The sequence below is a fragment of the Candidatus Kuenenia sp. genome (assembly GCF_039794105.1).
Lineage (GTDB): Bacteria > Planctomycetota > Brocadiia > Brocadiales > Brocadiaceae > Kuenenia.
The window spans coordinates 1-7214 of sequence record NZ_JBDIWA010000062.1 but is presented as its reverse complement, the minus strand read 5'-3'; the positions used below and the strand labels follow the sequence as shown (position 1 = coordinate 7214).

The 7214-nt window shown below is 42.8% G+C and carries 9 protein-coding genes and 1 pseudogene; 9 read left to right on the top strand and 1 reads right to left on the bottom strand.

Translation table 11 applies throughout. From position 1 onward, the window contains the following. Window positions 1-1754, top strand: a 1754-nt coding sequence (locus ABJL82_RS16295) for an efflux RND transporter permease subunit (RefSeq protein WP_347275764.1), incomplete at its 5' end; no start/stop codon positions are given. 225 nt (window positions 1755-1979) lie between these two features. On the opposite strand, the gene ABJL82_RS16290 is transcribed toward ABJL82_RS16295, so the two are convergent. Next, window positions 1980-2102, bottom strand: coding sequence for a hypothetical protein (locus tag ABJL82_RS16290; RefSeq protein ID WP_347275763.1), 123 nt, complete (start codon window positions 2100-2102; stop codon window positions 1980-1982). A gap of 147 nt (window positions 2103-2249) precedes the next feature. On the opposite strand from ABJL82_RS16290, the gene ABJL82_RS16285 reads away from it, so the two are divergent. The 8 genes and pseudogenes from ABJL82_RS16285 (at window position 2250) to ABJL82_RS16250 (ending at window position 6997) form a co-directional block, all read left to right on the top strand. Further along, window positions 2250-3422 carry a hypothetical protein gene (locus tag ABJL82_RS16285; protein WP_347275762.1) on the top strand — a complete coding sequence of 391 codons (1173 nt, stop codon included), beginning with the start codon at window positions 2250-2252 and terminating at the stop codon, window positions 3420-3422. Continuing rightward, window positions 3412-4005, top strand: coding sequence for a hypothetical protein (locus ABJL82_RS16280; RefSeq protein ID WP_347275760.1), 594 nt, complete (start codon window positions 3412-3414; stop codon window positions 4003-4005). The genes ABJL82_RS16285 and ABJL82_RS16280 overlap by 11 nt, the downstream gene beginning before the upstream one ends. A gap of 886 nt (window positions 4006-4891) precedes the next feature. Further along, window positions 4892-5104: pseudogene (locus ABJL82_RS16275) on the top strand (reverse transcriptase N-terminal domain-containing protein); the annotation flags it as partial. Window positions 5105-5376: 272 nt separating this feature from the next. Further along, on the top strand, window positions 5377-5586 hold the full coding sequence (locus ABJL82_RS16270) for a hypothetical protein (RefSeq protein WP_347275759.1): 210 nt from the start codon (window positions 5377-5379) through the stop codon (window positions 5584-5586). Then, the gene (locus ABJL82_RS16265) at window positions 5583-5852 is read left to right on the top strand and encodes a type II toxin-antitoxin system RelE/ParE family toxin (RefSeq protein WP_347275758.1); all 270 of its coding nucleotides are present in this window, start codon (window positions 5583-5585) and stop codon (window positions 5850-5852) included. Before ABJL82_RS16270 ends, ABJL82_RS16265 begins: the two co-directional genes overlap by 4 nt. Before the next feature lie 44 nt (window positions 5853-5896). Then, window positions 5897-6076, top strand: coding sequence for a hypothetical protein (locus tag ABJL82_RS16260; RefSeq protein WP_347275757.1), 180 nt, complete (start codon window positions 5897-5899; stop codon window positions 6074-6076). Window positions 6077-6527: 451 nt separating this feature from the next. Then, window positions 6528-6716: a hypothetical protein gene (locus ABJL82_RS16255; protein ID WP_347275756.1), complete on the top strand. Its 189-nt coding sequence runs from the start codon at window positions 6528-6530 to the stop codon at window positions 6714-6716. After that, complete coding sequence (locus tag ABJL82_RS16250) at window positions 6701-6997, top strand: type II toxin-antitoxin system RelE/ParE family toxin (RefSeq protein ID WP_347275755.1); 297 nt, start codon at window positions 6701-6703, stop codon at window positions 6995-6997. Before ABJL82_RS16255 ends, ABJL82_RS16250 begins: the two co-directional genes overlap by 16 nt. The last annotated feature ends 217 nt before the right edge of the window (window positions 6998-7214 follow it).

Here is a 7214-nt window from a genome sequence, read left to right as displayed (position 1 = left end):
TGCAGGAAGAAGCAGGCCAGCTCTTCAGAGATATTGCAATTGCGGTAACCTGCGCCGTAGGATTAAGTTTCTTCGTTTCTGTTTTTGTGATCCCCATGTTTTCGGAACAACTGTTTCGAAGGTTAAAGGTAAAAACAAAATCATTCGCCGGGCCGGGTGTGCTTCTGAAAGCAGGTGCGTTTTTTCAGAAAATAATCATGGCTTTAGTGTCATTCGCAATTAAGGAGGGGAAAACCCGAATAGCAACTATTTTAATTCTTACCGCGTTTTCCGTTATTGCTTCAATACTCTTATTGCCAAAGATGGAGTATCTTCCACAGGGAAACAGGAATCTTGTTATGAGCATACTCGTACCTCCTCCCGGCCTTTCTTACAAGGAAAGAATGGACATTGGCAGGCACATAGCCAATCAGCTTGGCCCTTACATGCAGAAAGATCATAACGGATTCCCAGGAATAAGTGATGTGTTTTATATCGGGGCGGACAGAAGGATGATTTTTGGCGCAAAATGCATGCATGAAGAACGCGCCGGAGAACTGGTGCCTTTGTTTATGCAAACAATCCAATCCATTCCCGGGATGTACGGAGTAAGCATGCAGGCGGGCATTTTTGAAACAGGTATTGGGGAAGGGCGTACCATTGAAGTGGATATTAGCGGCAGCGATATTCATCAAATTGTACAAGTGTCAGGAACCATGTTCGGAATGATAAAGAAAGAACTTCCTGAAGCCCAGATCAGGCCGATACCCTCACTCGAAATCCTTTTTCCCGAGTTAAAAATAGTACCATCAAGAGACCGCCTCATGGCTGCGGGGATGAATACTAATGACCTTGGCATTGCCCTTGACATACTGATGGATGGAAGGAAGATCGGATATTATAAACAAGAAGGGCAAAAAAAGATCGACCTCATCGTTAAGGCGTCTGATGAAACTATTCATACGCCTGAAATATTATATAACTCACTTATTTCTCTTCCCAATAGATCTGTAGTACCGGTATATTCCCTCTCTCAGCTTCAGCGAACAACCGGCATTACTCAAATCCGGCACCTGGAAAGGGATCGTACAATAACACTCCAGGTGACCCCTCCCGAAACGATCCCCCTGCAGGAAGCAATGGAGATCATTGACGGGACGGTTTTGCAAACACTAAAAGAACAGGACATGCTTCAGGGGGTAACCATAAGATTGTCCGGTGCGGCGGATAAACTTACCACAACAAGAAAAGCGCTGCAATGGAATTTTGCCCTTGCAATTGTTATTACGTATTTATTAATGTCCGCCTTATTCGGGAACTTTATCTACCCCTTAATTATCATGTTTACCATTCCTCTTGCCGCGGCAGGGGGTTTTATCGGGCTAAGATTGGTCAATGTATTTATTGCCTTACAGCCTTTTGACATTTTGACCATGCTGGGCTTTGTAATTCTTATCGGTGTTGTTGTTAATAACGCTATTCTCATTGTATATCAGGCGCTGAATAATGTTCGTTTCCAGGGGATGAACTATCATGACGCCGTAATTGAGTCAACGAGGACAAGGTTAAGGCCAATATTTATGAGCGCATTTACCAGTATATTCGGCATGCTTCCACTTGTCATCGCGCCAGGCCCCGGTTCTGAATTGTACAGGGGATTGGGTAGCGTTATGCTTGGAGGGCTGGCATTTTCGACAATTTTTACTATCTTCATCATCCCCGCCATTCTCATGTTCGCCATAAGAATGGAAAAGACGGAGAATACGCAAAGCTGATCGTGCCGTTTATTTATCGCTTTTATGTTTAAATGCCGGGCAATGCTTTTAGCCTTGCTTCCCTGCCAAATTTAAAATATAGGAATTTTCATTTTAATTATGCGGGTTTGCGGGGAGGTGTTGTTGTAACATATTTAATTGCAGGCGGAAATGACAGCCTCAACATGTAGTGGCAAGGCGTGCCTTGCTATGACATTAAATGTTCAGGGATTTCAATATTTTCAGTTAAGCAATGAACAAACCCACCCCCTCAATCCCCTCCTGTAGAGACGCACGGCCGTGCGTCTCTACATTGACACCCCCACTGCTTTCTTCATCGATCAACCTTTTCTCTTTTTTGATTGACATCTTTTTCTCCTAAGCTATATTGTCTATGAAGTAAAATTATAAGGTAATTTTTTACATAACAATTTTACCTGATAATAGTACTTTTCTCAAGTTATCAGGGTAAATGATTGCGATAATCAATGGTTATCCAATATTTGGAGTTACGACATGAATGCCAACGCTCAAACAGGAGACACTCAAGACGCTGCTCGCTTGCGTGCGCTTCTTTCTCAGCTCAATTGGCTAAACGCCCTCAACGACGAGCCCGCCAACGGGGTTTACGAGTATCAGTTCCATTCGGACGCTCACATCACTGGTGAATTCACGTCGGGCTTAGGCCCCTATAGCTTTCTAAATACAGTGCCAATACCTGATACGCCGGGAATCGTAACTGCGCCAATCATTCTACGTTTGGTTGATCATCTTCCTGAATATCGACCGGACATGTCAAAAAAGGACGAGACGTTTTATCACGGTGGGACGATGGTTGATGAACTTGCGGCACTATCATCACTGTGCATCGGTGCTCGAATTATGGCGGGCGGCGAATCGCGGCGATTTGAACCCGGCAAGGATCCAATGGGACGGCCCTGCGCATGGGATTACAAACCAGCTCCATTCCTTCGTGTACGACCTGGGCGCTATGTTCTTCCTTCCATCACTGGCACCCATTCACTCGATAATCTTAACATGCTGAAGTCAATTCCCAAGATCTCACCGGAGAGGTATGTCAATCTCATCCGGTCCTGCATTGCATATCAGGATGCTCTTTGGGCTGCTGAATCGGAGCCTCATCTTGCTTGGTTGCTGTTCGTATCTGCTCTTGAAACTGCGGCAAACGACATCTATCTGTCGGATACATCTCCAGCCGAACGCCTGAAAGATGCGAAGCCAGACGTGGCAACCATTCTTGATGAAGCGGGCGGCCATCAATTGGTCGAGAAGATTGCCGAATTGATTGCGCCTTCTTTGGGTGCCACAAAGAAATTTCTGGACTTCACCCTAAATTTCGGACCGAACGAGCCAACTGACCGGCCGGATCAAGAATGGCTGCGCGTGAAATGGTCGAAGACCAACCTCAAGCATACTCTCAGCAAAGTTTACAATTACCGATCTCGCTCACTGCACGGTGGTTTACCGTTCCCAGCTCCAATGTACGACCCACCTTTCTATTTCGATCGTAAGTCAAAGCCATCTGAGGTCCCACTAACTGGCCGCGCATCACATTCACGCGGCGGTACGTGGTTGCCTGATGATATGCCAGTAAATCTACATTGTTTTCACTACATTACACGTGAGACCTTGATTAATTGGTGGCGCAATTTAGCGAATGAGAGATAACAAAATCTTCAACCGGACGCATAAAGCCGCGCCGGTTAAGATTGACGTTGTCGATTTGAGTAGGGATCATTCGGTATGGGCCGTATATGACCTTCTGCGTACTGCAAGGCTGAATGGAAAGTACTATTCTGCCTGTATTGACTCATTAAAAAAGAGGCAACTATTTCTTGATCTTTTGTTGGCAGTCTCGGTACCTTCCTCTGCTATCGCTGGCCTATGGTTTTGGGAGTATTCGGCTGGGGAGATCGCATGGAAAGCCCTTGCAATTGTGACTGCGGTAGTAGCTGCAGTGAAGCCGCTCCTTCAGTATGGGCCGAAGGTTCAGGCTATGGAGGAGGTGCTATCCGGCTATAAAGCGTTAGATCATGATTTATATACTTTGCAGTTGGATATACAGCGAGAAAGAGCTTATAACTCGCAGCTTCAGAATCGATTTAAAGAGGCGTTAGCCAGAAAAGTAGTATTGGTCGGTAGAGAAGTAGAGCACAAGGAAGATGGGGATTTGAAACGCCGACTCGAGAAGGAGGTTTGCGAAGAGCTACCTGCTGAGGCTTTTTTTGTACCGGAGGATAATGATGAGTGATAAAGAGCGCAAAGATCGGCCAGAGCCACGACCCCCAGCGCCTAGACCACAAAAACATTCGCCTACTCCGAACAGGCGAGGGCCGGGCGGGCCAAGGACACTCCCAGAGCACGTAGAGCCGTCGGTGCCATGACCTAGGAAAGATAGGAAGTAGCGTATAACAACAGCGTCAACGCGGGCCGGCTTTTCCGCTGGCGCTCCAAAGCCGGCTGGTTATGCTAATCGTTATTTGTGACCCGATGTTGCATAATTGATTGTATAACAAGGAGTTATCATCTTGATTATACCAGATGTATTTCCATCTGTACCCTAGGGAGGCATGCTACCATTGCGCTGATGATGGGGTGTGAAGCCCTCCCGACAATGTACCGAAACGGGTAGAAACCGTGAGGTGAAAACCCCTCCGGAAATTCCGTCCGGTTAAGGGCTATGGTTTGGATAATAGGGTGAGATTTATCGAAATACCGTTGACGCATCGCAAACGAGCTACAGACCTACCGGAATTAACAGGTCAAGGACACACTTCCCAGTGCTTGTGTGTGCAGTAAGGATACAGGTCGCTAACGTACCTGCACGAAATCGTAGAACTGTCGGTGTTCAGGTATCACCTAAGTTATTCAATGGTCAATTATGCAGAACGGGGGAATACTGTCATTTCGCCATATGCAACACATGGCAGGTCAACCGCAAGGCAGACTGATGAAAGGGCAGTACTGAGAAGTTGGAAAAAGCAAATGTCATTCTATAATGGATTGAATAGGGTATGAAACATGACTTGACTCTAAAAGGTCGGGAATCAAACTTTTCGATTCTGAAAGGAGTGCCTACTTCCAACAGGTGTTTCATTGCGAGAGAATTGAAAGAATCTTCGGAGGCAGGAACGCAAATGACGGGAATCAATCCTGGTGCCCCTGCCGATGATGCAATAACGTGGCATACCATAAATTGGGATGCTGCAAGGCGTCACGTCAGAAGACTGCAAATGCGTATCGCAAAGGCTGTAAAGGAAGGAAGACCAGGTAAGGTAAAAGCATTGCAATTGCTCCTTACTCACTCTTTCCACGCCAAGCTCCTGGCTGTTAAAAGAGTGACCTCAAATATAGCATCGAGGTAAAATGGAAAGAAACCCTTAGATTGTGGCGTAAAACAAAATTACATTATCCACTACCTCTATTTCCTCCATTTAATCTTCCTGAGCAAGTAATGCTACCTTTAGACAAACGTATAAAAATATTAAACAATTGAAAGAATTGGAAAACCAAAATAAACTTGAAGACGTTGGTGAAAATATTGATTATATACCTTAATAAAATATATGATTAACTAAAACAGACGTCTAATGCTATATTTCAAATTATAATGGAGGTCAAAATGGTACAATTATCGATTGATGAAAAAAAATTAAAAGATTTACTAAAGGAAACACTTTTAGAAGTAATTGAGCAAAAAAGGGATCTGCTTCACGATATTGTTTCAGAAGCAATAGAAGACATTGCCTTTACAAACGCAATTAAAGAAGGAGAAGCCACCGAATCTACAAGCAGAGAAGAAGTATTTAACATTATCGAGGGGAAATCTTGAAAATTGACTTTAAGAAAAGTTTCTCCAAAGACCTTAAGAAAATTAAGGATAAAAATATCTTGAAGAAGGTTAAAGCGTTAATTGATACAATTGAAAACACTCCAAACCTAATGGAAATAAAAAATGTTAAGCAACTTACAAGTGGTGGAAAATACTATCGAATAAAAATAGGCGCTTACCGTGTGGGGATCAAACTTGAAAATGAAATTGTAGTTTTTGTAAGATTCCTGCATCGTAGAGAAATCTATAGATATTTTCCTTTTTAAGAATAAAACAAAAAGTAAATGAGGACGGGGTCACATCTTGATTAGTGATTATATTCTTGGCAATAAAATTCAGTTATGCTACCTTGTTTGCCATGTCAAGACAATGGCGGATAGAATTTGAAGGCGCTTATTATCATATTTTATCACGAGGGAATGAGAGAAGAAATATTTTTAGTGATAATGATGACCGTATTTCGTTTCTGGAAATTTTGGGAAAAATGTAGGACAGGTTTGAGATTGAGGTTTATACCTATGTTTTCATGAATACTAAATCGTGAATTATTAATCTATCATTTGTGGTGTACAGGTTGGTACAAAAATTAAGGGACAGGCAATTTGTTTGGTCTCGGTTATTCCTTCATAAATCGGCGTGCAACTATTATTAAATCAATGTTATCGGAATACGATAAGATTAATAAGATAAGAGATCAACAAAACTTAAATCACTAATCAAGGTGCGACCCCTTTATTCCAATACCAGAACCTCGTTTTAGGCCACTGATCTATCAGACTGTGTAAGTAGAAGTAAAGTAGAGCGTGCCTAACAAATCGATGCACCCAGCCACCAACAGTGTAGTGGTTTTTCAAAGTTTTGCGCCAATACTGTTGGCAGCAGGCGAGTTCAATCGTTAGATTTTACTTCAACATATAGGGAAAATTTTCTATAATATTGGCATGAATACTTTAAAAGACAAGGTTGCGAAAATGATTCATCGCTTGCCGGAAAACTCCACATTGGAAGATATCCAATACCATCTTTATGTCCTAGAGAAGATCAGAAAAGGCCAAGAATCCATAAAAGACGGCAAAGGTATTTCCAACGAGGAAGCCAAAGTTCGACTTTCAAAATGGATTACAAAATAATTTGGTCGCCTGACGCTTTAGAAGATATAGAGGCAATTGGGGGGTTTATCGCAAGAGATTCTGAGTTTTATGCTGAATCTACAATTCAAAAAATATTTGAAGCCCCTCAGTCGCTAATCCAACACCCCAAAATAGGCAGAGTCGTGCCGGAAGTTGGCAATGAATCTATTCGAGAATTATTTGTTTTCCAATATCGTATCGTTTATGAAATCAAAGCAAATGAGATTCATATTCTTACCGTAATACATGGAAAACGTATATTCGATAAAGAAACAATCTAACAAGCCGCTGGAGATTGACGCCCAACAGCGAGTCTCCGTTCAAGCAGGGAGGCTTTGGCAAGAGGTCAGGAGGTCATGGGGTCAAACCTAAACAGGCTGTCCGAGAATGTGATCAGCAATGAAAATAAAACGCAAAGAAAATTGTGTGTAAATTAAAAGCAATCTATAAACAAATCAGGAAAAGGTTAAAATTTTTCCATCTAAATCATAATTTTGT

Excerpts from the sequence above, each read along its gene's own strand:
- ABJL82_RS16290 (WP_347275763.1), bottom strand. The coding sequence starts at position 2,102 with ATGTCAATCAAAAAAGAGAAAAGGTTGATCGATGAAGAAAGCAGTGGG.
- ABJL82_RS16285 (WP_347275762.1), top strand. The coding sequence starts at position 2,250 with ATGAATGCCAACGCTCAAACAGGAGACACTCAAGACGCTGCTCGCTTG.
- ABJL82_RS16280 (WP_347275760.1), top strand. The coding sequence starts at position 3,412 with ATGAGAGATAACAAAATCTTCAACCGGACGCATAAAGCCGCGCCGGTT.
- ABJL82_RS16270 (WP_347275759.1), top strand. The coding sequence starts at position 5,377 with ATGGTACAATTATCGATTGATGAAAAAAAATTAAAAGATTTACTAAAG.
- ABJL82_RS16255 (WP_347275756.1), top strand. The coding sequence starts at position 6,528 with ATGAATACTTTAAAAGACAAGGTTGCGAAAATGATTCATCGCTTGCCG.
- ABJL82_RS16250 (WP_347275755.1), top strand. The coding sequence starts at position 6,701 with ATGGATTACAAAATAATTTGGTCGCCTGACGCTTTAGAAGATATAGAG.